The following is a 25,223-nucleotide window of genomic DNA, read 5'->3' on the forward strand; positions in this document are numbered from 1 at the left end:
TCATAGCGAAAAATATCTGTTTTAATAGCATCTATGCAGAATGGATATAGGAAGGGTGCGTGGCGAACATTAACTGGCGGCATATCGAGATTTTTCATGCGGTGATGACCAGCGGCAATCTGACTCAAGCCGCGACACTGCTGCACACCTCACAGCCGACGGTGAGCCGGGAGCTGGCACGCCTGGAGCAGCAGCTGGGATTAGAGTTGTTCGGACGGGTTCGTGGTCGCCTGCAACCGACGGTGCAGGGATTGCGTCTTTTCGAAGAGGTGCAGCGATCCTGGTACGGACTGGATCGCATCATGGAAGCGGCTGAAGGGCTGCGCCAGTTCCGTCAGGGTGAGCTGTCGATCGCCTGCCTGCCCGTTTTTTCGCAGTCGCTGCTGCCACCACTGTGTCAGCCCTTTTTACAGCGCTACCCGGATGTGAGCCTGAATGTGATTCCGCAGGAGTCGCCGCTGCTGGAGGAGTGGCTGTCAGCACAGCGCTACGATATCGGCTTAACCGAAACCCAGCACGCTCCGGCCGGCACTGACCGTCTCGCCCTGCTGACCTGCGATGAAGTATGCGTATTGCCTCAGCATCACCCTCTGAGTCAGCGTTCAGAGCTGACGCCGCACGATTTTGCGGGCGAACAGTATGTGAGCCTGTCGCGCAGTGACAGCTATCGTCAACTGCTGGATGCGCTGTTTCATGAGCAGGGCGTCGAGCGGCGGCTGGTGATGGAGACGCACAGTGCCGCTTCGGTGTGCGCCATGGTCAGAGCGGGCGTGGGCATTTCAATTGTGAATCCGCTGACGGCGCTGGATTACGCCGACAGCGGTGTGGTGATGCGTAAGTTCAGCGTGGCGGTTCCGTTTACCGTCAGCCTGGTGAGGCCGCAGCACCGCCCTGCATCGGCGCTGGTCGATGCCTTTGTCAGCCATCTGCAACGGCAGGTGGCTGACTTTCCGGCACGCATCTCCGCCCGCCTGGCTTAAGCGCGAACCCTGGCGGCTGCGCGGCCCGATTTGCGGAAGGTGATCAGACAGATCAGCAGGCCGATTGCCGCCAGCGCAGCGGCAGCAACCGGCACCGCCGTCAGGCCATATCCACGGCCAATCACCGCACCGCCGACCCAGGCACCCAGCGCATTGCCCACGTTAAACGCCGAAATGTTCAGGGTTGAGACCAGGTTAGGCGCCTCTTTGCCGTGCCGTACCACGTTGATCTGCAGACCCGGCACCGTCGCAAAGGTCGCCATCGCCCACAGGAACAGGGTGATCTCCGCCAGCCACAGCGCATGGCTGGTCCAGCTGAACAGCAGCGAGAAGATGGCGATCAGTGAGAAGCTGAGGATCAGGCTAAAGGAGACTTTCCAGTCGGCCAGTTTGCCGCCAAGAATATTACCGACCGTCAGGCCTGCGCCAATCAGGAACAGCGTCCAGCTGACGCCGCGATCGCTGATGCCCGTCACCTCTAGCAGCAGCGGCGCAATGTAGCTGAACAGCGCAAACATCGCCGCGGCAAAGAACACCGTCATCAGCAGCGACAGCCACAGTTTCCCGTTGGCCAGTGCACCAATTTCACTCGCCAGGTGAACCGGCTTTTCCTGTTTATTGTTGGGCAGACTCACGATCAGGGCGATAAACGCCAGCACGCCAATCACTGCCACGCCCCAGAAGGTGGCTCGCCAGCCAAACATCTGTCCGAAACTGGTTCCCAGCGGAACGCCCAGCACGTTGGCTAAGGTCAGTCCGGTGAACATCAGTGCGACAGCGGAAGCCTGACGACCGGCTGGTACCAGACTAGCGGCGACCACCGCGCCAATACCGAAGAAGGCACCGTGACAAAGCGCGGTGACGATGCGTGCCAGCATCAGCAGGTTATAGTTGTAAGCCAGCGCACACAGCAGGTTGCCGACAATAAATATCACCATCAGCAGAATCAGCGTTTTTTTACGCGGCAGCCTGGCGGTGAGCAGCGCCATAATCGGCGCACCTATCGCCACGCCCAGCGCGTAGCCGCTGATCAGCCAGCCCGCCGACGGAATCGACACCTGAAGGTCACGCGCCACCTCCGGCAGCAATCCCATAATGACAAACTCAGTGGTTCCGATGGCGAACGCACTCAACGCCAGCGCCATTAATGCTACAGGCATAACACTCTCCCAATATCATTTGCAGGTGAACTGCACAGACGCGCAGCCCCTCGACGCTTATTAAAATTTGATCTGCGTCACGGTGAGCATTACAGCACAGTGCTGATGCGCGACATAGCCTGCGCGCAGCAAAGGATTATTGCCGGGGCCGCAATAATCCTGCCGCTTTGCCGGAAAAAATGGCTTTGTCAGCCTGCTGGCTAAGCCCGTTAAAGCGCACATGACCCAGGGTCAGGTTGTCATTTCCCGCGAACCCGTTACGCTTTTTAGTGCGTATTTAATTAATAAATCCTTAACGTTGCCGATATATCCCTAATCAATTGCCAGGTGATGTGATCAACTTCTGACGCAGGGAGAGAGAATGCAACGACTCATAGCCTTAATGGTGTTTGGCTTAACCGGTTGCTCGGTGGGTCATTATGAGTACAGTAAAGAAGCTGAAAAACGGGTGGATATGACCGTGACCGGCATTCCCACCGTGCTGGGTTTAGGCACGCTCGGTACCACCATCCCACTGACGCCGGAGTACAGCCTGACCGCCGCACATGTGGCAAAGTTTTCGCTTTACCGGGTCAAAGCCTGGCATCCGCAATGCGATCTGGCCGTGGTCTACCACAAAAACAGCGAAATGAACCTGCCACCCAACTTTCGTAACAGCCACATCGGCGATCAGGTCAATCTCTACGGCTACAGTTTTATTTCGGCCATGCCGGTCAGTTCCAGCGGGCAGAACCTGATCAATACCACGCTGGCGAACAGCTGGAACAAATCAGACTGCGTCGTGGTGGCGGCGAATGCGGGGGTGGTTAAAGGGATGTCGGGCGGCGCAGTCTATAACGCCTCTGACGATACGCTGGCGGGCGTGATTATTGGCTACAGCAATAACATCAACGACAATGTCAGCGGTAAGACACTCTATAAGAACGTTGCGCTCTATGTGCCTTACTCGCGATTTCAGACATGGCTGGATCAGGCGATTAAATCCTAAGATTTTGTGTCGGGCAAACCTGGATGGTTGCCCATAAGATGTTCGGGCGGATTAAGCCATCTGTCTTTACGGGTTGCTTCGTATTCCGGGTTAAGAGGATAAGTAATACGATTTTCAGGCTTGCTGGTCTCCCCCACCACTAAAAAGCGTGCCTCGTGCTCGCTGTTATTGATAAAGGTGTGGCAAATGCCAGTGCCCGCCGGAAAAGCCACTGCATCGCCCGGCGACAACGGGTACAGCTCGCCGTTGATCCAGGCGTCAGGATGACCTTCAAGCACAAAAATGAACTCTTCTTCTGCGCTCTCCGCGTGGGGATAAGACATGCGGCGTCCGGGCAAGAGCCTTTCATGGTGAATGCCAAGGCGGGTTAATCCCAGCAACTTAGCCAGTGGCGCACCAATCGACATGCGCTCATCGCTGTCAGCATAATGTTCGTTATCTTCGCCTTCAAGCGCTTGCCAGTGGCGAATACAGTCGGGACGTTGTGTCATGATGGTTGCTCCAGGTTGAGACATTCAGCCTGGCAGAGGGAGCGACATGACTCAAGCATGGCGAGGCGAACAGCAGACATAAAAAAGGCCGGGATGCCCCGGCCTTTTCTGAGAACAGTCAAACTTACTTGCTGCCTGGACGCAGTGCCGGGAACAGAATCACATCGCGGATAGTGTGGCTGTTGGTAAACAGCATCACCATACGGTCAATACCGATACCCAGACCGGCGGTTGGCGGCAGACCGTGCTCCAGTGCGGTGACATAGTCTTCGTCGTAGAACATCGCTTCGTCGTCGCCAGCATCTTTGGCATTCACCTGCTGCAGGAAACGCTCAGCCTGATCTTCCGCATCGTTCAGCTCGGAGAAGCCGTTACCGATTTCACGACCGCCAATGAAGAACTCAAAGCGATCGGTGATTTCCGGGTTCTCGTCGTTACGACGGGCCAGCGGAGAGACTTCAGCCGGATATTCGGTGATGAAGGTCGGCTGAATCAGATGCGCTTCAGCGGTCTCTTCAAAGATTTCGGTTACGACACGGCCCAGACCCCAGCTTTTCTCAACCTTGATGTGCAGTGATTGAGCAATCGCCACCGCTTTATCAAAGTCTTCCAGATCGGCCAGATCCGTTTCCGGACGGTATTTCTTGATCGCTTCACGCATGGTCAGTTTTTCAAACGGCTTACCGAAATCAAACTCCTGCTCGCCGTAAGGCACCACGGTGCTGCCCAGCACATCCTGCGCCAGCGTACGGAACAGGCTTTCGGTCAGCTCGATCAGATCTTTGTAATCCGCATAAGCCATATAGAGTTCCATCATGGTGAACTCTGGGTTATGACGTGGCGAAATACCTTCGTTGCGGAAGTTACGGTTGATCTCGAACACGCGATCGAATCCGCCCACCACCAGACGCTTCAGATAAAGCTCTGGAGCGATACGCAGATACATGTCGATATCCAGCGCATTGTGATGGGTGATGAACGGACGCGCAGACGCGCCGCCAGGGATCACCTGCATCATCGGGGTTTCCACTTCCATAAAGTCGCGGCCCACCATGAACTGGCGAATGCCGGCCATGATCTGCGAACGAATTCTGAAGGTGTTACGCGACTCCTCGTTGGCGATGAGATCAAGGTAACGCTGACGGTAGCGCGTTTCCTGATCGGCCAGGCCGTGGAACTTGTCCGGCAGCGGACGCAGTGCTTTGGTCAGCAGGCGCAGTTCAGAACAGTGAATCGACAGTTCGCCGGTTTTGGTTTTGAACAGTTTGCCGCGCGCGCCCAGGATATCGCCGAGATCCCACTTTTTGAACTGCTCGTTGTAGATGCCTTCAGCCAGATCGTCACGCGAGACGTAAAGCTGAATCCGGCCACCCACATCCTGCAGGGTCACGAAAGAGGCTTTACCCATGATACGACGGGTCATCATACGTCCGGCAACGCTGACTTCGATGCCGAGATCTTCAAGCTCTTCGTTACTCTTCTCGCCATAGCTCTCATGCAGCTGGTTTGAGAGACTGTCACGACGAAAATCGTTAGGAAACGCCACGCCGTTTGCACGCAGCACGCTCAGCTTTTCGCGACGCGCTTTCAGTTCGTTATTTAACTCAACGGCGGCATCAGCGCTCTGCGGTTGTTGTTCAGACATGTCGGTTCCTTATAACCCTGCTTTTAAACTAGCTTCAATGAATCGATCCAGGTCGCCGTCCAGCACCGCCTGGGTGTTACGCGTCTCTACGCCGGTGCGCAGATCTTTGATGCGTGCATCATCGAGAACGTAAGAACGGATCTGACTTCCCCAGCCGATGTCGGACTTGTTGTCCTCCAGCGCCTGTTTCTCAGCGTTTTTCTTCTGCATCTCAAGCTCATACAGCTTCGCTTTCATCTGCTTCATCGCCTGATCTTTGTTCTTGTGCTGAGAACGGTCATTCTGACACTGGGTGACGGTACCGGTTGGAATATGGGTAATACGTACCGCAGATTCCGTCCGGTTAACGTGCTGGCCGCCCGCCCCTGACGCGCGATAGACGTCAATGCGCAGATCGGCTGGGTTGATGTCGATATCAATATCGTCATCCACTTCCGGATAGATAAAGGCGGAGCTGAATGAGGTGTGACGACGGCCGCCGGAGTCAAACGGGCTCTTACGCACCAGGCGGTGCACGCCCGTTTCGGTGCGCAACCAGCCAAAGGCGTAGTCGCCTGACACGCGAATGGTCACAGATTTAATGCCTGCAACTTCACCTTCAGACTCTTCGATAATTTCAGTTTTGAAGCCTTTGGCTTCAGCCCAACGCAGATACATACGCATCAGCATGCTGGCCCAGTCCTGCGCTTCGGTGCCGCCGGAACCCGCCTGCAGATCGATGTAGCAGTCGGCGCTGTCATACTCGCCAGAGAACATGCGGCGGAATTCCAGCTCGCCCAGCTTGCTCTCAAGGACATCCAGCTCGGCAACCGCTTCGTCGAAAGTCTCTTCGTCTTCCGCTTCTACCGCCAGTTCAAGCAGACCCTGCACATCTTCCAGGCCCTGCGACATCTGATCCAGCGTCTGCACGATCGCTTCCAGCGAGGAGCGCTCTTTGCCCAGCGCCTGAGCGCGTTCAGGTTCGTTCCAGACATCGGGCTGTTCCAGCTCGGCGTTTACTTCTTCGAGGCGTTCTTTCTTGGCATCGTAGTCAAAGATACCCCCGAAGAACGTCGCTGCGCTCACTGAGGTCCTGAATACGGTTTTTGACCGGGTTGATTTCAAACATGGCTTTAGCGTCTTTCTTATGTTCGATGGGACAGGAAATTTAACGCACAAGTTTACCCGAAACTGGCGGCAGATTGTAGCGCTGAGACAGCGGGCTGATGCCGGGGCGGCGTGACGCGTTGCATTTGCTTATCGGGCTGCGACGACAACCGCTCGCACAGCAGGTTAACGCAGGGAAAAAACAGGCTGACGCGCCTCTGCTGTGACCGGAGACGCGCGCGCCTTAGAAAAATCAAAGCGGCCAGATATGGTCAATGATCAGCTGTACCGAGCGGTTACCACGATACTCATTGATATCCAGCTTATAGGCCAGCTCGACCTGACGAATGCTGCTGTCGGGCCACAGGGTGGTATCGACATTAAAGGCGATCCCGTCGATCAGCGGACCGCCGTCCAGCGCTTCGACCATCACTTTCAGATGTCGCTCGCCCACCAGCCGCTGTTGCAGCAGCTTAAATTTGCCGTCAAAGGCGGGTTCCGGGAACGCCTGGCCCCAGGGCCCCGCTTCGCGCAGCATCTCAGCGGTCTGCAGCGAAAACTCCTGCGGCTGCAACGCACCATCTGACCAGATGATGCCCTGCAGAGATTCGCCATCCAGCCACTCACCGACCAGATCGGCAAAGCGCTGACGAAACTCCTCGTAGCGTGCGGTTTCCAGTGATAAGCCTGCCGCCATGGCATGACCGCCGAACTTCAGCATCAGGCCGGGATTCAGCGTATCCAGACGCTCCAGCGCGTCGCGCAGATGCAGACCGGCAATTGAGCGGCCTGAGCCTTTCAGCGTGCCGTCGCCCGCCGGAGCAAAGGCAATCACCGGACGATGGAAACGCTCTTTCAGACGGGAGGCGAGGATCCCCACCACCCCCTGATGCCATTCGGGATGATAAAAGGCCAGCCCCAGCGGCAGATCGCGCTGCTCACGCTCCAGCGCCTGACACAGCGCCAGCGCTTCGCTCTGCATGCCCTGCTCTATCTCTTTTCGTGTCTGGTTCAGCGCGTCCAGCTCACTGGCTAACATCCGTGCCTGACTGAGATCCTCAGTCATTAACAGCGCCACGCCCACCGACATATCGTCGAGCCGGCCTGCGGCATTGAGCCGTGGCCCCAGCGCAAAGCCGAGATCGCTGGCTGCCATCTGACGCGCATCGCGATTAGCAATCTCCAGCAGCGCCCGGATGCCTGGCCGGCATTTTCCCGCCCGGATGCGGCTGAGTCCCTGCCACACCAGAATGCGGTTGTTGACGTCGAGCGGCACCACGTCGGCAACCGTGCCGAGCGCCACCAGATCCAGCATCTCCGCCAGATTGGGTTCGGTGCGAGTGGCACCAAACCAGCCCTGGGTGCGCAGATGGGCGCGCAGCGCCAGCATCAGATAGAACGCAACGCCCACGCCCGCCAGTGCACGTGAGGGAAAGTTGCAGTCCGGCAGATTGGGATTAACGATCGCCTCAGCGGCTGGTAAGGTCTCGCCCGGCAGGTGGTGGTCGGTAATCAGCACCGGAATCCCGTGCTGATGGGCACATTCAACGCCGGCGTGGGAGGAGATGCCGTTGTCGACGGTCAGGATCATCGCCGCGCCGCGCGCCCGCGCCTGCTCAACCACTTCAGGGCTGAGGCCATAACCATCTTCAAAGCGGTTAGGCACCAGATACTGCACGTTGCCGCCGCCCATGCTGCGCAGCGCCATGACCGTCAGCGCGGTACTGGTCGCGCCATCGGCATCAAAGTCGCCCACCACCATAATGCGACGCCCATCCAGCAGCGCCTGATGCAGCAGTTCCACTGCGCTCTCAATCCCGCTTAAGGACTGGTACGGCAGCAGGTTTTTCGCCCCGCGCTCCAGCTCTGCCGCGTCGCGCACGCCGCGTTGCAGATAGAGTCGTTTCAGCAGCGGCGGCAGCGTCGCCGGAAGCGCATCGTCAACCGTCACCTCACGGCGACGGAGTTCCACATCCTGTTTTACCACCGATTAACCACCACGCTTCTGATTGTCCAGCACCTGCTTCAGCTCCTGCGGCGACTGATAACCTGGGATCATCATGCCGCTGTCAGTCAGCATCGCGGGCGTGCCCTGAATGCCGAACAGCACGCCAAGTTTATAGTGCTGGGCGATATCGATTTTGCAGCTGTCTGGTGCGGCCATCTTCGGCGCATTGCCTTTCATCGCCTCATCAAACGCTTTATTGCGGTCGGCGCTGCACCAGATCGCTTTCATCGCTGGCTCAATCTGACCATTCAGCCCTTCACGCGGAAACGCCAGGTAGCGCACGGTGATGCCCAGCGCATTGTAGTCCGCCATCTGCTCGTGCAGCTTGTGACAGTAGCCACAGGTGATGTCGGTAAAGACCGTGATCACGTGCTGCTCTTTAGGCGCTTTGTAGACGATCATCTCCGGCACCAGCGCTTCGACTTTTTTGTCCAGCAGCTGGTTGGTGACGTTGACCGGCTGTTTGCCGCTGACGTCATAGAGCGGGCCCTGGATCATGTGTTTGCCGTCGTCGGTCACGTAGAGCACGCCGCTTTCTGACAGCACGGTTTTAAAACCCGGCAGCGGTGACGGGCTGATCTCCGTCTGGTTCAGACCGAGCTTTTTAAGTGATTGCTGAATGGCGCTGTCATCGGCCTGTGCGAGACCGGAAAAGGCGCTGGCTAAAAGAGCCAGCATGGCAAAATGCTTGTTCATTTTTGTCCTTATCGCCGCGGTTCAGGCCCGCGGATGGTGTTGTTGATGCAACTGACGCAGGCGCTCAGTGGCGACGTGCGTATAAATTTGGGTGGTGGAGAGATCGCTGTGTCCCAGCAGCATCTGTACGACACGCAGATCGGCACCGTGGTTCAGCAGATGGGTCGCAAAGGCATGGCGCATCACATGCGGTGATAACTTTTCGCTGTCAATCCCCGCCAGCGTGGCGTAATGCTTGATGCGATGCCAGAAGGTCTGGCGCGTCATCTGCTGCGCCCGATTACTGGGAAACATCACGTCCAGCGTCTGACCGTTGAGCAGCCACGGACGACCATGTTCCATATATTGCTCCAGCCAGTAAACCGCTTCTTCACCTAAAGGCACCAGCCGCTCTTTATCCCCTTTACCGATAACCCGGACAACGCCCTGGCGCAGGCTGATGTCGCTGAGCGTCAGGCCAATCAGTTCGGAGACGCGCAGGCCCGTGGCGTAGAGAAGCTCCAGCATCGCTTTGTCGCGCAGCTCCAGCGGGATATCGATATTCGGCGCCTGCAACAGTCGCTCGACCTGCGCCTCACTGAGATCTTTCGGTAAACGCTGCGGCAGTTTTGGTGCTGACAACAGCGCGCTGGGATCGTCCGGGCGCAGCTTTTCGCGGTAAAGATACTGGAACAGGCGACGCATGGCGCTGAGCAGCCGCGCTGAGCTGGTCGCCTTGTAGCCTCCCTCCAGCCGTTCAGCCAGAAACTGCTGCAGATCCAGCGGCGCAACGCTAAGCAGCGTCAGCTGATGATGCGCCAGCCATCCGGTCAGCGTCTGGAGGTCCTGGCGATAAGAGGAGAGAGTGTTCTGCGCCAGATTGCGTTCAATCCAGAGCGCATCAAGAAACTGTTCTGTCAGATCGCTGTCCTGCACGTTATCTCCGCCGTCTGGTGTAAAATCATGCTCATTATGCCTGATTCAGCAGCGCTTCTGGTACAATTGCGCCAAAGTCAGTATTTACAGAGTGTTATCTGCATGAAAATCGGTCTTTTTTACGGTTCCAGTACCTGTTACACCGAAATCGTAGCGGAGAAAATTCGCGATTTTATTGGCGAAGAGTTAGTGACGCTGCATAACGTGAAAGATGACGACCCACGCCTGATGGAGCAGTACGACTTGCTGATCATGGGCATCCCGACCTGGGATTTCGGTGAGTTGCAGGAGGACTGGGAGGCGATCTGGCCGCAGTTGCCCGCGCTGAATCTGCAAAACAAGATTGTCGCACTGTATGGCATGGGCGATCAGATTGGCTATGGCGAGTGGTTTTTAGATGCGCTCGGCATGCTGCACGATTTGCTGCAGCCGATGGGGGTACGTTTTGTTGGCTACTGGCCGCTTGAAGGCTATGAGTTCACCAGCCCGAAACCGCTGAGTGCCGATGGCTCGCAGTTTGTGGGTCTGGCGCTTGATGATGTGAATCAGTTCGAGGTCACCGATGAGCGCGTTGAGCAGTGGTGCGAACAGGTGTTAACCGAAACCGCAGGACTGCTCTGACGGCCCTTCTGCCGGTGTCGAACCCTGGCATGAACAGGTGAGCGGCTTTAATCGCTCTTGCCTGTCATTATTGAACCGCAGTGCAGGCAGATGAACGGCTTCAGACGCTCTTGCCTGCACTGCTGCCATTAATGCCGCGCCGGGCTGAAGCAGCAGGCGCGTAACGCCCGCCATTCGCCAGGCTGCATATTGTCCTGCATCAGCCACCAGCGCAGCGTGGCACCCTGTTCGCTCTTCGCCACCAGCAGCACGCCAACGGGTAACCAGCGTAGTGGCTGAGTTGGCCGCCAGCGTTTTCCCTGCCAGATCCAGCAATGGACGCTTTCCCGCTGTAACGTACCCTGCCGTTGAATCAATCGCCAAACGCTGCGCCAGCCCTCAGCCAGCAACAGCAGAATAATCGGCGCTTTAACCAGCCAGCCGCCTGCAGGCAGCGTCATCAGCACCACGCCAGTCACGGCTGCTATCAGCCAGGCGCAGACTAACCCGCACGCCAGACGAGAGGGCCGCAGCTTACATTGCCACCGGGCCGCGAGCATGGTTACGCTGCTGGATCAGGTTCACCATCCGCTTAAGCTCCGGATCCTTTGGCTCACCGTGATTCATCAGCCAGTTAAACAGATCGGGATCGTCACTCTTTAGCAAATCCACAAAGACCTGCTTATCGGTGTCGCTCAGCGTCTCATACTCAAATTTGAAGAACGGCATAATAGCCACATCCAGTTCCAGCATGCCGCGACGGCAGGCCCACTGAATGCGTGATTTATCATTAATATCCATGCATCAATTTCCACAATTCACAACGTGGCGCCTAGTGTAACCTGGTTTAATGCGGCTCGCAGGCGCAGCGTCGCATGCTGTGCAACCTGCCACATTTCAGGCTGGATCTTTTCAGGGTTATCACGCCTTTTGTGCGCCGTTTTCCGTAAACAGGTTGCATTGCCAGTCGGCTATTTTAACATTAAAGATATTATTCCGGATGAACCTTCTTATACAGGATATCTCCATGCCCACATTTACTTTACCGCCGCGCCAGCCTGCCGCGTCGTCTCGTCTGCCGTTAACCCTGATGTCACTGGATAGCTGGGCGCTGGTTTCCATTACCGGCGCCGACAGCACCTCTTACCTGCAGGGTCAGTTAACGCTGGATGTCGCCGCGCTGGATGCCGACCACCATTCGCTCGCCGCACACTGCGATGCTAAAGGCAAAATGTGGAGCAATATGCGCCTGTTCCATCGCGGTGAAGGCTATGCTTATCTGATCCGTCGTGAGCTGCGCGACATCCAACTGCCCGAGTTAAAGAAATACGCCGTGTTTTCGAAAGTGTCGATGGTGGCTGATGATGAGTCAGTATTGCTGGGCGTGGCCGGTTTCCAGGCGCGCGCCGCGCTGGCAAATCTGTTTGATAGCCTGCCCGACAGCGAGAAACCGGTGGTGCAGCAGGGAGAAACCACGCTGCTGTGGTTTGCCCATCCGGCCGAACGTTTTCTGATTGTCACTTCGCTGGCCCAGGCAGAAGCGCTGAAGCAGAAGCTCAATGACGATGCACAGTTTAATGACAGTCAGCAGTGGCTGGCGCTGGATATTGAAGCGGGCATTCCGGTGATTGATCCCGCCACCAGCGTGCAGTTTATTCCGCAGGCCACCAACCTGCAGGCGCTGGATGCCATCAGCTTTAAAAAAGGGTGCTATGCCGGTCAGGAGATGGTGGCCCGGGCCAAATATCGCGGCGCCAATAAACGCGCGCTCTACTGGCTGGCGGGTCAGGCAAGTCATCTGCCAGAAGCCAATGCCCCGCTGGAGTTGCAGATGGGTGAACGCTGGCGTCGAACCGGCAGCGTGCTGGCTGCGGTGCAGTTAGATGACGGGATTAGCTGGATTCAGGTCGTGATGAATAACGATCTGGAGCCGGACAGCGTGCTGCGGGTGGAAGGTGATGAAGGCGGACATCTGACCATTCAGCCACTGCCCTACTCGCTGGATGAAAGCTGATTGAGCGTATGGCCCTTCCGCTAAGGGAAGGGCCAGTGCCACAATTCAGAGCAGGCTCAATTTAGCGCACATAAAAGTAGATAGCGCAGAAGTGACAGAGACTGCCGCCCAGCACGAACAGATGCCAGATGGCGTGATTAAACGGAATGCGGCGCGCCACATAGAAAATCACCCCCAGCGAATAGATAATCCCGCCTGCGGCAAGCAGCCAGATGCAGCCCGGCGGCAGGATCATCGCCAGCTGATAAACCACAATCAGCGACAGCCACCCCATACAGAGATAAGTCACCAGCGACAGCGCTTTAAAGCGATGTGCAATCGTGAACTTGAACAGAATACCGGCCAGCGCCAGCCCCCAGATCACCGCCATCAGTCCATACGCCAGCGGCGTCCTCAGCGCGACCAGCAGAAACGGCGTATAGGTGCCGGCAATCAGCAGATAGATGGCGCAATGATCAAACTTTTTCAGCCAGGGTCTGGCCGGGCCAGCCGGAATAGCGTGATAGAGCGTCGAGGCCAGAAACAGCAGGATCATGCTGCCACCATAGAGGCTGTAACTGATAAAAGTGAGGGTGTCGGCCTGCCTCTCCGTTGCCTGATTAAGCATCAGCACCAGTCCGACGATACCGAACAGGCAGCCAAGACCGTGACTGATACTGTTGGCAATTTCCTCGGCGAACGAATAGCCCGCAGCGTGTTGATGTTTGTGAGAGAGTGTGGGGGTCATAACAGGTTCCTGATCAGCTCCATAGCAGTGATATCGTTATCCAGCGTAGCCAACAATTTTTTCAGTGTACACTTGTACGCTAAAATTATCCTGGTGAAATTCACTATCCCTTAAACCGGGTGATGAATCTGGTAAACTGGCCGCCAGTCAACTGTTCAATGAGTCATTCATGTTTTCGCATAGCGATCTCGCCCGCCTTAACGATCTGGAAATGCAGGTCTATCAGTTCATCATTAAGCACCGCGAAGGCGTCAGCTACATGACGATCCGCGAGCTGGCTGAGCAGGCTGGCGTCTCCACCACCACCGTGCTGCGTTTCTGTCGCAAGATGGGCTGTGAAGGCTGGTCGGAATTCCGCATCCGCCTGCGCTTAAACGAACAGCAAAGTGCGCCAATGCTCAACACGGCGGGCGTCAGTGAAATGCTGAGCTTTTTTAAGAGCATCAATAATCCGGAGTTTGAACAGCTCATCGCTGAGGCCGCGCAGAAGATTAATCAGGCTGAGCGGGTCTTCTTTATTGGCGTCGGCACCTCCGGCAGTCTGGCAAAATATGGCGCACGCTTTTTCTCTAACCTCGGTAAATTCAGCCACGCGATTGACGATCCCTATTATCCGGTCAGTCCCGATCTCTATGAAAACGCCATTGCCATTATTTTATCGGTTTCCGGCGAAACGGAAGAGATCCTGCGCATTGCCAGCCAGTTCAGCCTGAATAAGTGCAAAATCATTGCGATAACCAACACGGAGAGCTGCTCGCTGGCGAAGATCGGTGATTTCAACCTCTGCTACCATGTGCCCATCATCCGTATGGCGGACAATTCCGACATTACGACTCAGGTGCCAGTGACCTATATTATTGAAGCAATCGGCCGCCAGCTGGGGAAATAAAACAGCCTGTTTTTTGGATGTAACAAACGTAATTATTGCCGCGCTGTTATATCGTGACTTTCATTATTGCCTTGCTACACTCAGCTCAATTTCAATATCCGTAATGGGGTGAAGCATGAGTGCAGAATTGCAGTTACCAAAAGGCTTTCTTTGGGGCGGAGCGGTGGCAGCGCATCAGGTTGAAGGCGGCTGGGATCAGGGCGGCAAAGGCGTCAGCATTGCTGACGTGATGACTGGCGGTTCACACGGCGTTGACCGGGTGATCACCGACGGCGTGCAGCCGGGTCATTTCTACCCGAACCACAAGGGTGTGGAGTTTTACTCCCACTACAAACAGGATGTCGCGCTGTTTGCCGAGATGGGCTTCAAATGTTTCCGCACCTCGATTGCCTGGACCCGTATCTTCCCTAACGGTGACGAGCAACAGCCCAACGAAGCGGGCCTGCAATTCTATGACGACCTGTTTGATGAACTGCTGAAGTATGGCATTGAACCGGTCATCACCCTTTCGCACTTCGAAATGCCTTATCACCTGGTCAAAGAGTATGGCGGCTGGCACAACCGCAAAGTGGTCGACTTCTTTGTGCGCTTCAGCGAAGTGGTGCTGAACCGCTATAAAAGCAAAGTGAAATACTGGATGACCTTCAATGAGATCAACAACCAGCGTAACTGGCAGTATCCGCTGTTTGGTTACTGCTGTTCAGGCGTGATCTTTACCGAACATGAGAAACCTGAACAGGCGATGTATCAGGTGATGCACCACCAGTTTGTTGCCAGCGCAAAAGTGGTGAAACTCGGCCACGACATCAATCCTGACTTTCAGATTGGCTGCATGATCGCCATGGTGCCGGTCTATCCCTTCTCCTGCCACCCGGACGATGTGGTGCTGGCGCAGGAATCGATGCATCAGCGCTATGTGTTCAGTGACGTGCAGATGCGCGGCTACTATCCGGCCTACACCCTGAAAGAGTGGGCGCGCAAGGGTTACGACATTCAGATGGAAGCGGATGATGCCGAGACGCTGCGCCAGGGCTGTGCAGACTATGTCGGTTTCAGCTACTACATGAGCAACGCGGTGAAAACCGATGCCAGCGGCGTTGACGATCCGATCACCGGCTTTGAAGGTGTGGTGAAAAACCCGCATGTGAAAGCGTCCGACTGGGGCTGGCAGATCGATCCGGTTGGCCTGCGCTATGCGATGAACGAACTGTATGAGCGTTACCAGAAGCCGCTGTTTATTGTTGAAAACGGCTTTGGTGCTATCGATAAGCCAAATGCCAATGGCGTAATTGAAGATGATTACCGCATCGACTATCTGCGTGCGCATATCGAAGAGATGAAGAAAGCCGTGGCGTACGATGGTGTTGAATTAATGGGCTATACGCCGTGGGGCTGCCTCGATTGCGTCTCGTTTACCACCGGCCAGTACGACAAACGTTACGGCTTTATTCATGTGAATAAAAACGATGATGGCAGCGGCGATTTTTCTCGTGGGAAGAAAAAGAGTTTCAGCTGGTATCAGCAGGTTATCGCCAGTAACGGCGAAAACCTGTAAGTCATCACGCCGCATCAGCGGCGAAGTGAGTTAACGCCCACCGGCAGCGTCAATGATGCTGCCGGTGACGTAAGAGGCCGCGTCGCTGGCCAGCCAGACGATCGCTTCCGCCACCTCTTCTGCTTCACCGCCGCGTCCCATCGGGATCACGCTGGCAAGCCTGTCTACTCTGCCTGGCTCTCCGCCATCGGCATGCATCTCTGTATAGATGAATCCCGGACGCACGCCGTTGACCCGAATCCCCTGCTGCGCCACTTCCAGCGACAATCCTCTGGTCAGCGTGTCCATCGCCCCTTTTGAAGCGGCGTAATCGACATATTCGCCAGGCGCACCGGTACGCGACGCTGCTGATGAGACGTTGACGATGGAGCCGCCCTGACCGCCGTGATGTGTGCCCATCCGCTTAACCGCCTCACGACAGCAGAGAAAAGACCCAATCACGTTGGTGGCAAAGACCTTATGCAGGCGTGCCGCATCCAGCTGCTCGGTGCGACACTGCTGAAACAAAATCCCGGCGTTGTTCACCAGCAACGCCAGCGGTTCGGACTGCTGGTCGAGCTGCGCAAACATCGCCATCACCTGGGCTTCATCACTGATATCTGCCTGAACAGCAAAGGCTTCACCGCCCTGCTGCCGGATCTGTGCCACCACCTGTTGAGCTTCCGCTTCGCGCTGACGGTAGTTCACCGCAACCCGATAACCCCGGACGGCCAGTAACAGCGCCGTGGCCCGCCCGATACCGCGCTGCCCCCCGTAACCAGTGCCAGTTTCATGCTGATTCTCCAGTACAAAGGGCCGACGAATCGACCCTTTGTGGTTAACGTTTGCCTGCGGGGAAATTACTGATAGTCGCTCATCGGCACACAGGAGCAGAAGAGATTACGGTCGCCAAACACATCATCCAGACGTTTTACCGTCGGCCAGTATTTGTTGTGGCTGCCCGCCGGGAAGACTGCCAGTTCACGGCTGTAAGGATGTGACCACTCACTGACGATTTCCAGCTGAGTATGCGGCGCATTAACCAGTGGGTTGTCATCCAGCGGCCATTCACCTGACGTCACCCGATCAATCTCCATGCGGATCGCCAGCATCGCGTCGATAAAGCGATCCAGTTCGATTTTGCTTTCCGATTCGGTCGGCTCCACCATCAGGGTGCCCGCCACCGGGAAGGACATCGTTGGTGCGTGGAATCCGTAATCGATCAGGCGCTTAGCAATATCCAGCTCACTGATGCCGGTCTGCTCTTTCAGCGGACGGATGTCGAGAATACATTCGTGCGCCACGCGACCGTCACGGCCAGTGTAAAGCACCGGATAGGCCGACTGCAGGCGGCGGGCAATGTAGTTGGCATTCAGAATCGCGACCGAGCTGGCCTGTTTCAGCCCTTCCGCGCCCATCATGCGAATGTACATCCAGCTGATTGGCAGAATGGATGCACTGCCAAACGGCGCTGCGGATACGGCGCCCTGCTGCGTCAGTACACCGTCGATCTGTACCACGCTGTGCCCCGGCACAAACGGGGCCAGGTGCGCTTTGACGCCAATCGGTCCCATACCCGGGCCGCCGCCGCCGTGCGGAATGCAGAAGGTTTTATGCAGATTCAGGTGCGAGACATCCGCGCCGATATAGCCAGGCGTGGTGATGCCGACCTGCGCATTCATGTTCGCGCCATCCAGATAGACCTGACCGCCATACTGATGCACGATCTGGCACACTTCGCGGATGGTCTCTTCATAAACGCCATGAGTTGACGGGTAAGTCACCATGATGCAGGAGAGCCTGTCGCCCGCCTGAGCCGCTTTCTCGCGCAGATCGCCAAGGTCGATGTTGCCCTGTTTATCGCAGGCCACTACCACCACGTCCATGCCCGCCATCTGGGCTGAGGCCGGGTTAGTCCCGTGCGCCGAGCTCGGGATCAGGCAGAGATGACGATCACCCTCGCCACGGCTTTCGTGATAGCGGCGGATCGCCAGCAGTCCGGCATATTCACCCTGCGCGCCGGAGTTTGGCTGCATACAGAGTGCATCATAGCCGGTGAGCTGCACCAGCCACTGTGAAAGCTGGCCGATCATCTGCAGATAGCCGGTAGCCTGTTCAGCCGGGCAGAATGGATGCAGCTCCGCAAATTCCGGCCAGGTGATCGGGATCATCTCTGCCGCGGCATTGAGCTTCATGGTGCAGGAGCCCAGCGGGATCATCGCCTGATTCAGCGCCAGATCCTTTTTCTCCAGGCTGTGCATGTAGCGCATCATCTCGGTTTCGCTGTGATGACGGTTGAACACCGGATGGGTCAGGATCTCGCTGTGGCGTTGCAGGCCAGCAGGAATTGCATGGCTTTCGCTGGCCACTTCGCTGTCGAGCTTTTCCAGGTCCTGGCCGTGTTCATCACCCAGCAGAATGGCGAACAACGCCAGAATATCTTCGCGGCAGGTGGTTTCATCCAGCGTGATACCCACGGCATTATGGATGTCGCTACGCAGGTTAACGCCAAAGCTCAGGGCGCGGTTCAGCACGGCGGCTTTATCCGCCACTTCCACCGTCAGCGTATCGAACCAGTGCTGATGGCGCAGCTTCAGGCCGCCCTGTTGCAGTCCCGCCGCCAGAATGTTGGTGAAGCGATGAATGCGTGAGGCAATGCGTTTCAGGCCCGCCGGGCCGTGGAACACCGCATAGAGACCGGCGATGTTTGCCAGCAGCACCTGCGACGTACAGATGTTGGAGTTGGCCTTTTCACGGCGGATATGTTGTTCACGGGTCTGCATCGCCATACGCAGCGCCGTGTTGCCCGCCGCATCACGTGAAACACCAATGATACGGCCTGGCATAGAGCGTTTATGCTCGTCGCGGCTGGCGAAGAATGCCGCGTGAGGGCCGCCGTAGCCCATTGGCACGCCGAAGCGCTGAGCTGAACCAAAGACAATGTCTGCACCCTGTTTGCCTGGCGCTTCCAGTAACACCAGCGACATAAAGTCCGCCGCCACGCTGACCACCACTTTGCGGGCTTTCAGTCCGGCAATCAGCGCGCTGTAATCGTGCGCTTCGCCGGTGGTGCCCACCTGTTGCAGCAGCACACCAAACAGGTCGTCATGATCGGGTGCTTTGTCCGCGCTATCAATAATCAGTTCGAAACCGAACGTCTCCGCACGGGTGCGGACCACATCCAGCGTCTGCGGATGGATATCATCGGCAATGAAGAATTTATTGGCATTTTTGAGCTTACTGACGCGTTTTGCCATCGCCATCGCTTCAGCGGCAGCGGTCGCTTCGTCCAGCAGTGAGGCGGACGCGATATCCATGCCGGTAAGATCCAGCGTCAGCTGCTGGAAGTTCAGCAGCGCTTCCAGACGGCCCTGGGAGACCTCAGGCTGATACGGGGTATAGGCGGTGTACCAGCCCGGATTCTCCAGCATATTACGCAGGATGACCGGCGGGGTGATCACCGCGCTGTATCCCATACCGATCCAGGATTTGTAACGCAGATTCTGGCTGGCAATCGCTTTCAGTTCGGCCAGAGCCTGCTGTTCAGTGGCGGCTTCGCCAACCGCTGGCGGGCCTGGCAGCTGAATGTCTGCCGGCACAATCGTGCTGATTAACGCTTCCAGCGAACGGGCACCAATAGCGTCAAGCATCTGCGCCTGCTGCTCAGGTGAAGGACCGATATGGCGCTCAATGAATGCACCGTTGTGTTCAAGCTGGCTGAGAGTCTGAGTCATTAGCAGTAAATCCTGAATCGGGCTGGGGGAACCGGAGAGCAAACATAAATCTGCGGCCTCTGTGTGAGGCCGCCTGACGACTACTCGTCGATGGAGGCTTTGTAAGCATCCGCATCCAGCAGCGTGTCGATTTCAGACGCGTCGCTGGCTTTGATTTTGAATAACCAGCCGCCTTCATAAGGCTCGCTGTTGACCTGCTCCGGTGAGTCAGTCAGTGCTTCGTTGACCGCCACAATCTCACCGCTGATCGGCGCATAGATATCTGAAGCCGCTTTAACGGATTCCGCGACCGCGCACTCTTCACCGGCGGCAAACGTCGCGCCCACTTCCGGCAGATCGACAAACACCATGTCGCCCAGTAGCTCCTGCGCGTGTTCAGTGATACCCACGGTGTAGCTGCCATCTTCTTCTTTGCGCACCCACTCGTGGCTGTCGCGATACTTCAACGTATTCGGCACATTGCTCATTGGCCATTTCTCCTGAATAAAATTTACTGAGCGACCGGTTTACCGGCGCGGACAAAAACGGGACGGGTAACCTGGACGGGCATCTGGCGGTTACGGATCTCAACGATGGCGGTGCTGCCGACTGAGGCCGGTACGCGCGCCAGGGCGATGCTGCAACCCAGCGTCGGAGAGAAAGAGCCACTGGTGATGATCCCCTCCTGCGGCTGCCCCTGGTCATCGGTGAAACGCACCGGCAAGCCGTTACGCAGCACCCCTTTTTCTGTGAGGATGAGTCCTACCAGCTTTTCGGTACCGCGTTCACGCTGCAGTTCCAGCGCTTCCCGGCCGATGAAATCGCGGTCAGCAGGTTCCCAGCAGACCGTCCAGCCCATGTTGGCAGCCAGCGGTGAAACGCCTTCATCCATCTCCTGACCATACAGATTCATACCCGCTTCCAGACGCAGAGTGTCACGTGCGCCCAGTCCGGCAGGTTTAACGCCAGCAGCCAGCAGACGCTGCCAGAAATCGGCTGCCTCCTCTGCAGGCATAGCAATCTCATATCCCGCTTCGCCGGTATAGCCGGTGGTGGCGATAAACAGGTCGCCTGACTGCACGCCGAAAAATGGCTTCATGCCGGCAACAGCCTGACGCTGCTCCTCGCTGAACAGCGTCTGTGCCTTCTGCTGCGCCTGCGGACCCTGCACGGCAATCAGCGCCAGGTCGTCGCGTTCCGTCAGCGTAATGCCATAGCCCTGCGCGTGTTGCGTGATCCAGGCGAGATCGTTTTCACGGGTGGCAGAGTTCACCACCAGGCGGAAGAACTCTTCGCTCATAAAGTAAACAATCAAATCGTCAATGACGCCACCCGAGGCATTCAGCATCCCGGTGTAGAGCGCTTTGCCTGGCTGGGTCAGTTTTGCCACATCATTTGCCAGCAGGTAGCGCAGGAATTCACGGGTACGCGGGCCTGTCAGGTCGACGATGGTCATGTGAGAGACATCAAACATACCGGCGTCGGTGCGCACCACATGATGTTCATCCATCTGGGAGCCATAGTGCAGCGGCATCATCCAGCCATGAAAATCCACCATGCGGGCACCGCAGGCCTGATGCTGTTCAAACAGAGGTGTTTGCTGAGTCATAACCATCCTGTGCAGAAGCGAGTAAGTGCAAAAGTGCGCCGGAATTCAGTGCCGACGCAAACGTTCTCTTAGGGCTGACGTTACCACCGAATCTGACGATTAACCATAAGCAAACCGGGGTCGAAAGCAGAGGCACAGCCTAACCAGGAACGGCTGCTAACAGGATATAAAACTGCAATTTTGTGATTAATCGCGCAATAAATGCAGGGAATTTAAATATACGCAGCAAATTTATGCGGGATGGCATTCAGGATGTTAAAAAAATCCCGCGCCAAGCGGACAGAAGAATGAGAAAAAGTAATGCGAATTCGCCCGCAAAATTAGAATAAATCAAACGAAGACCTCTGCTGGTGCAGCGTTGCCTTTTTGTGGTGCAGCGCGGTGTCAGGCATAAAAAAAGCCAGCAGAAGCTGGCTTAATAGAAGGGCAGATTTAGCGTAGCCAGGCGGGCAGATCATTCAGGCCCATCGCCTGCTTCAGCATCATGGGTTTAACACCCGGCAGGCGGTCAGCCAGTTTCAGACCCACGTCGCGCAGCAATTTTTTCGCCGGATTATTGCCTGCGAACATTTCACGGAAGCCCTGCATTCCCGCCAGCATCATTGCGGCGCTGTGCTTACGGCTGCGCTCATAGCGTCGCAGATAGAGGTGCTGACCAATATCTTTGCCCTGCTGATGCAGGCGGCGAATCTCACCGATCAGCTCGGCGGCATCCATAAACCCAAGGTTAACGCCCTGACCCGCCAGCGGATGAATGGTGTGAGCCGCATCGCCCACCAGCGCCAGACGGTGTGCCGCGAAGTTGCGGGCATAGCGCGCCACCAGCGGAAACGATTTGCGCTCGCTTTCCAGCTGGCACAGGCCGAGCCGCATATCAAACGCCACCGAGAGCTGCTGATTGAACAGCGCTTCCGGCATGGTTTCCAGACGGCTCGCTTCCTGCGGCGAGAGCGACCAGACGATGGAACTGAGATGCGGATCCTGCATCGGCAGGAAAGCCAGAATGCCGTCGCCGTGGAATACCTGGCGCGCTACTGCGTCGTGCGGCTTCTCAGTGCGGACATTAGCCACTAACGCATGGTGATCGTAATCCCAGAAGGTCAGCGGGATATCGGCTTTGTTGCGCAGCCAGGAGTTAGCGCCGTCAGCGGCAATCATTAATCGCGCACTTAACATGCTGCCATCCTGCAGGGTAACAAAGGCTTCGTTGTCACCAAACGCGACCTGCTGTAACTGCGAGGGTGCCATAATCGTCACGTCGCTGCAGGCGCTGGCACGTTGCCAGAGCGCATTGTGGATCACCGGGTTTTCGATGATATGGCCCAGATGCGACAGGCCCTGCTGCTCATCATCAAAGGCGATGGAGCCGAAACTGTCCTTATCCCACACTTCCATGCCGTGATAAGCGCTGGCGCGCAGCGAGAGAATGGTCGACCAGACATCCAGCTTCTGCAGCAGCCGTTCGCTGGCGGCATTGATTGCCGACACGCGAACTGACGGTGACGCACTCAGCGCCAGCGGTGGCTCCGGTGATTTTTCCAGTACGGCGATGCGCAGTCCGCTGCCCTGCAAGCCGCAGGCCACCGCCAGTCCCACCATACCGCCACCGGCAATCACCACATCAAAAGTTTGCATCTGAGCCTCTTTATTAACGCTTAACCCAGCCAAGCGTGCGCTCAGCCAGTTGATTTCTTAACCACGGCAGATGATCCATCGCCAGCAGGCCCAGGTTACGTCCTGCCACCAGCGGGCCATAGCGATTCGCAAAGACGCGAACCAGTCCGTCGGTGATACCGATGGTGGCGGCGCGGTCGGGCTGACGACGCTGCTGGTAATGATGCAGCACCGCATAGCTGCCGGGGTCCTGCTGCTGCCGATGGGCGGCTGCCAGCGTTTCAGCCAGCGACATCACATCTCGCAGGCCCAGGTTGAAGCCCTGCCCGGCAATCGGATGTAGCGTCTGCGCCGCATTGCCCACCACCGCCACGCGATGCGTCACTGGCGACATCGCCCGGTGCAGCGCCAGCGGGTAATACTCACGCTGGCCGGTGTGGGTAAATTTACCCAGCCGCCAGCCAAAGGCACGCTGCAGCTGGCGGAGGAATTCGGCCTCGCTCCACTGCTCAATGCGTTCACGCTGCGAAACCGGATGACACCAGACCAGCGACAGGCGATTGCCGGACATCGGCAACAGCGCCAGCGGGCCATGTTCGGTAAAACGTTCAAATGCCCGGCCCTGATGGGGCAGCGCGGTGGAGACATTGGCAATCACGGCAAGCTGTTGATAGTCGTCTCTTTGCCACTGAATGCCGCACGAAGCCGCCAGCGCAGAGCGCGTGCCATCCGCCGCCACCAGCAGTTTGCCGCTGAGTGGTTCGCCACTGTCCAGCGTCACCTCAACCTGCTGCTCATGGCGGTTAGCCTGGATGACACGAGCCGGACAGCGCAGCGTTACGCCGGGTGCTTTTTTCAGTTCCGCAAACAGACGCTGACCGACGTCAAACAGCTCGACAACCTGTCCCAGCGCCGGAATAGCGTAGTCAGACGCCGCCAGCGACACAAAACCGGCGTGACCGCGATCGGAGACATGGATGTCGGTAATCGGCGTGGCACAACGGGCGATGTGCTGCCACAGATTGATGTCCGCAAGCTGCTGGCAGGTACCGGCAGAGAGCGCAATAGCGCGGCCATCGAAACCGGGATGCGCCCGACTGCCAGGCTCGCTGCTTTCAATCAGCGTTACCGGCAGAGTGCCCTGGGTCAGATGGGAGATCGCCAGCGCCAGCGTCGCCCCGGTCATGCCGCCACCAGCAATCAGAATCGTCATGCCTGTTTTGCCGCCGCCATCAGTGCTTCAATCTCATCCGCCTCTTTAACTACGCTGTCGGTGAGATTTTCAATGCCATCTTCAGTGATCACAATGTCATCTTCGATTCGGATACCAATGCCGCGATACTGCGCGGGCACGTCGGCATCCGGTGCGATATAAAGACCCGGCTCGACGGTTAACACCATGCCCGGTTCCAGTACGCGGTCGCGGCTCGGGGTGCCGTAGTGGCCGACATCATGCACATCCAGCCCCAGCCAGTGGCCCAGGCCATGCATATAGAACTGACGATGGACTTCCTCGGCGATAAATGTATCGACGTCGCCCTCCAGGATGCCCAGCTCCACCAGCCCGGTGACCATGATGCGCACCACTTCATCATTCACTTCACGAATGCTGATGCCTGGCCGGAACAGTTCAAGCGATCGGTTCAGGCAAGCCAGCACGATGTCATAAATCGCGCGCTGCGCCGGGCTGAATTTGCCGTTAACCGGGAAGGTGCGGGTGATATCGCCTGCATAGCCGTGGAACTCACAGCCTGCATCGATCAGCACCAGATCGCCGTCGCGCATTTCGCTTTCGTTTTCGGTGTAGTGCAGAATGCAGCCGTTAACTCCGGCACCCACAATGGTGTTATAGGAGGGAAAACGCGCACCGTGACGGTTAAATTCGTGCTGAATTTCCCCTTCGAGCTGATACTCGAACAGGCCTGGCCGACAGGCTTGCATGGCGCGGGTATGCGCCAGTGCACTGATTTTCCCGGCGCGACGTAACAGTTCAATCTCATCCGCATCTTTAAACAGGCGCATCTCATACACCCAGGGACGCCAGTCAGTGAGGGTATCGGGCGCACTGAGATGCTGGCGGAAGCCGCGACGCAGCTTATCCAGCGCGCTGAACACCAGTGTGTCCGCGTGGGCATATTCGCCCTGCGCATGGTAAACCACATCCAGGCCATTCAGCAGCAGGTGCAGCTGGTCACCAATATCATTCCAGGGTAAAGCGCGATCGACGCCCAGTTTGTCGGGTGCGGCCTCCTGACCCAGACGACGGCCAGACCAGGTTTCCGCCGCAGGATCGCGCACGCGATTAAACAACACGCTGTGGTTATGATTCTCATCGCTTTTGATCAGCACCAGCAACGCCTGCGGCTCGTTAAAACCGGTGAAATACCAGAAGTCGCTGCTCTGGCGGAACGGATATTCGGTGTCATTACTGCGCATCACTTCTGGCGCAGCAAAGATTAACGCTGCGCTGCCAGGCACCATCTTCGCCAGCAGCGCCTGACGACGCTGCAGGAATCGTTCCAGTGAAATCATCTCTGCACTCCCTGTAAACTGA

General features: G+C 57.0%; 22 protein-coding genes and 1 pseudogene. 6 read left to right on the plus strand and 17 right to left on the minus strand.

Annotation, left to right across the window (positions count from 1 at the left end; genetic code table 11):
• The first annotated feature begins 59 nt into the window (after window positions 1–59).
• Window positions 60–980, plus strand: a complete 921-nt coding sequence (locus HFD95_RS14250; RefSeq protein ID WP_159226961.1) for a LysR family transcriptional regulator — start codon at window positions 60–62, stop codon at window positions 978–980.
• On the opposite strand, the gene HFD95_RS14255 is transcribed toward HFD95_RS14250, so the two are convergent.
• A complete protein-coding gene (locus HFD95_RS14255; RefSeq protein WP_010248677.1) occupies window positions 977–2,140 on the minus strand; it encodes an MFS transporter in 1,164 nt (387 codons plus the stop codon). The genes HFD95_RS14250 and HFD95_RS14255 overlap by 4 nt on opposite strands.
• Window positions 2,141–2,501: 361 nt before the next feature.
• On the opposite strand from HFD95_RS14255, the gene HFD95_RS14260 reads away from it, so the two are divergent.
• Window positions 2,502–3,128, plus strand: a complete 627-nt coding sequence (locus HFD95_RS14260; protein ID WP_029519406.1) for a serine protease — start codon at window positions 2,502–2,504, stop codon at window positions 3,126–3,128.
• Here the strand turns inward: HFD95_RS14260 and HFD95_RS14265 are convergent.
• From HFD95_RS14265 to xerD, 6 genes are all read right to left on the minus strand, one after another.
• A complete protein-coding gene (locus HFD95_RS14265) occupies window positions 3,125–3,619 on the minus strand; it encodes a cupin domain-containing protein (protein WP_167430393.1) in 495 nt (164 codons plus the stop codon). The genes HFD95_RS14260 and HFD95_RS14265 overlap by 4 nt on opposite strands.
• 124 nt (window positions 3,620–3,743) lie before the next feature.
• Window positions 3,744–5,264 (minus strand): lysine--tRNA ligase, encoded by a 1,521-nt coding sequence (gene lysS, locus HFD95_RS14270; protein WP_010248682.1) that lies wholly within the window; start codon window positions 5,262–5,264, stop codon window positions 3,744–3,746.
• 9 nt (window positions 5,265–5,273) lie between these two features.
• A protein-coding gene (prfB, locus tag HFD95_RS14275; protein WP_167430394.1) for a peptide chain release factor 2 occupies window positions 5,274–6,372 on the minus strand; the annotation gives its coding sequence in 2 pieces (ribosomal slippage) (window positions 5,274–6,296 and window positions 6,298–6,372; 1,098 coding nt in all).
• Window positions 6,373–6,603: 231 nt separating this feature from the next.
• Window positions 6,604–8,337: a single-stranded-DNA-specific exonuclease RecJ gene (gene recJ / locus HFD95_RS14280; protein WP_167430395.1), complete on the minus strand. Its 1,734-nt coding sequence runs from the start codon at window positions 8,335–8,337 to the stop codon at window positions 6,604–6,606.
• Window positions 8,338–8,340: 3 nt separating this feature from the next.
• Entirely contained in the window at window positions 8,341–9,054 is a 714-nt protein-coding gene (gene dsbC, locus HFD95_RS14285; protein ID WP_010671049.1) for a bifunctional protein-disulfide isomerase/oxidoreductase DsbC, read from the minus strand.
• A 21-nt stretch (window positions 9,055–9,075) separates the two neighbouring features.
• The gene (gene xerD, locus HFD95_RS14290; protein WP_010248689.1) at window positions 9,076–9,969 is read right to left on the minus strand and encodes a site-specific tyrosine recombinase XerD; all 894 of its coding nucleotides are present in this window, start codon (window positions 9,967–9,969) and stop codon (window positions 9,076–9,078) included.
• Window positions 9,970–10,071: 102 nt separating this feature from the next.
• Here xerD and fldB point away from each other — a divergent pair, with 102 nt between their 5' ends.
• Window positions 10,072–10,590, plus strand: a complete 519-nt coding sequence (gene fldB / locus HFD95_RS14295; RefSeq protein ID WP_010248777.1) for a flavodoxin FldB — start codon at window positions 10,072–10,074, stop codon at window positions 10,588–10,590.
• Between the two features lie 128 nt (window positions 10,591–10,718).
• On the opposite strand, the gene HFD95_RS14300 is transcribed toward fldB, so the two are convergent.
• Both HFD95_RS14300 and sdhE read right to left on the minus strand, forming a co-directional pair.
• Window positions 10,719–11,129: a protein YgfX gene (locus tag HFD95_RS14300; RefSeq protein WP_033780732.1), complete on the minus strand. Its 411-nt coding sequence runs from the start codon at window positions 11,127–11,129 to the stop codon at window positions 10,719–10,721.
• Window positions 11,104–11,370: an FAD assembly factor SdhE gene (sdhE, locus tag HFD95_RS14305; protein ID WP_010248781.1), complete on the minus strand. Its 267-nt coding sequence runs from the start codon at window positions 11,368–11,370 to the stop codon at window positions 11,104–11,106. Before sdhE ends, HFD95_RS14300 begins: the two co-directional genes overlap by 26 nt.
• A 226-nt stretch (window positions 11,371–11,596) precedes the next feature.
• On the opposite strand from sdhE, the gene ygfZ reads away from it, so the two are divergent.
• Complete coding sequence (gene ygfZ, locus HFD95_RS14310; RefSeq protein WP_033769915.1) at window positions 11,597–12,583, plus strand: tRNA-modifying protein YgfZ; 987 nt, start codon at window positions 11,597–11,599, stop codon at window positions 12,581–12,583.
• 61 nt (window positions 12,584–12,644) lie between these two features.
• Here ygfZ and HFD95_RS14315 read toward each other — a convergent pair whose 3' ends face one another.
• Window positions 12,645–13,310, minus strand: coding sequence for a hemolysin III family protein (locus HFD95_RS14315; protein WP_167430396.1), 666 nt, complete (start codon window positions 13,308–13,310; stop codon window positions 12,645–12,647).
• 169 nt (window positions 13,311–13,479) lie between these two features.
• Here HFD95_RS14315 and HFD95_RS14320 point away from each other — a divergent pair, with 169 nt between their 5' ends.
• Together HFD95_RS14320 and HFD95_RS14325 are read left to right on the plus strand one after the other, a co-directional pair.
• Window positions 13,480–14,199 carry a MurR/RpiR family transcriptional regulator gene (locus HFD95_RS14320; RefSeq protein ID WP_010248792.1) on the plus strand — a complete coding sequence of 240 codons (720 nt, stop codon included), beginning with the start codon at window positions 13,480–13,482 and terminating at the stop codon, window positions 14,197–14,199.
• Window positions 14,200–14,314: 115 nt separating this feature from the next.
• Entirely contained in the window at window positions 14,315–15,754 is a 1,440-nt protein-coding gene (locus HFD95_RS14325) for a 6-phospho-beta-glucosidase (RefSeq protein WP_029519408.1), read from the plus strand.
• Window positions 15,755–15,784: 30 nt separating this feature from the next.
• Here the strand turns inward: HFD95_RS14325 and HFD95_RS14330 are convergent.
• From HFD95_RS14330 to pepP, 7 genes and pseudogenes are all read right to left on the minus strand, one after another.
• Window positions 15,785–16,527: pseudogene (locus HFD95_RS14330) on the minus strand (SDR family oxidoreductase).
• A 66-nt stretch (window positions 16,528–16,593) separates the two neighbouring features.
• Window positions 16,594–19,467: an aminomethyl-transferring glycine dehydrogenase gene (gene gcvP, locus HFD95_RS14335; protein WP_050680494.1), complete on the minus strand. Its 2,874-nt coding sequence runs from the start codon at window positions 19,465–19,467 to the stop codon at window positions 16,594–16,596.
• Window positions 19,468–19,547: 80 nt separating this feature from the next.
• Window positions 19,548–19,934, minus strand: a complete 387-nt coding sequence (gcvH, locus tag HFD95_RS14340) for a glycine cleavage system protein GcvH (protein ID WP_010248802.1) — start codon at window positions 19,932–19,934, stop codon at window positions 19,548–19,550.
• Between the two features lie 23 nt (window positions 19,935–19,957).
• Entirely contained in the window at window positions 19,958–21,055 is a 1,098-nt protein-coding gene (gcvT, locus tag HFD95_RS14345; protein WP_010248804.1) for a glycine cleavage system aminomethyltransferase GcvT, read from the minus strand.
• 432 nt (window positions 21,056–21,487) lie between these two features.
• The gene (gene ubiI / locus HFD95_RS14350; protein WP_010671056.1) at window positions 21,488–22,690 is read right to left on the minus strand and encodes an FAD-dependent 2-octaprenylphenol hydroxylase; all 1,203 of its coding nucleotides are present in this window, start codon (window positions 22,688–22,690) and stop codon (window positions 21,488–21,490) included.
• 13 nt (window positions 22,691–22,703) lie between these two features.
• Complete coding sequence (gene ubiH / locus HFD95_RS14355) at window positions 22,704–23,882, minus strand: 2-octaprenyl-6-methoxyphenyl hydroxylase (protein ID WP_167430397.1); 1,179 nt, start codon at window positions 23,880–23,882, stop codon at window positions 22,704–22,706.
• Window positions 23,879–25,201 (minus strand): Xaa-Pro aminopeptidase, encoded by a 1,323-nt coding sequence (gene pepP / locus HFD95_RS14360; RefSeq protein ID WP_167430398.1) that lies wholly within the window; start codon window positions 25,199–25,201, stop codon window positions 23,879–23,881. The genes ubiH and pepP overlap by 4 nt, the downstream gene beginning before the upstream one ends.
• Between the last annotated feature and the right edge of the window lie 22 nt (window positions 25,202–25,223).

The organism is Pantoea sp. EKM10T (genome assembly GCF_011800685.1).
Taxonomy (GTDB): domain Bacteria; phylum Pseudomonadota; class Gammaproteobacteria; order Enterobacterales; family Enterobacteriaceae; genus Pantoea; species Pantoea agglomerans.